Genomic DNA, 409 nt, shown 5'->3' on the forward strand with positions numbered 1-409 from the left:
TTCGTCCAGACCTATGGAAGCGTCATGTTTCCGCTGGCCAAACCCATCATGGTAACCGTGGTGATCATGCAGTTTATCTGGACGTGGAATTCCTTTTTACTGCCTCTTATCATTACGCTTAACAACCCGTCCCTGCGGACGCTGGCGGTGGGGCTTTATGCCTTACGGGGTGAAAATGTGGTTGACTGGACCGGAATAGCCGCCGGAGCCAGTATTGCAATCGTGCCGGTGATCTGTGTGTTCATTGCACTGCAGAGGTATTTTGTAGACGGAATTGCCGGAGCGGTAAAGAGCTGAGTCTCAAAACAGAGTTCAGAAAATGGAAGCAAAGTAATTCAAATAAAGAAACACAAATTATTAAAGAAACTCAAATAAAGGAGGATATATTTTATGAGAAAAGTAAAGAGAG

Annotated in this window: 1 protein-coding gene; it reads left to right on the forward strand. The window is 45.0% G+C overall.

Annotated features, from left to right (window positions below; genetic code table 11):
- On the forward strand, positions 1–297 hold a 297-nt coding region (locus NE664_14835; protein MCQ4727911.1), incomplete at its 5' end, for an ABC transporter permease subunit.
- Between the last annotated feature and the right edge of the window lie 112 nt (positions 298–409).

The sequence above is a fragment of the Anaerotignum faecicola genome (assembly GCA_024460105.1).
GTDB lineage: Bacteria > Bacillota > Clostridia > Lachnospirales > Anaerotignaceae > JANFXS01.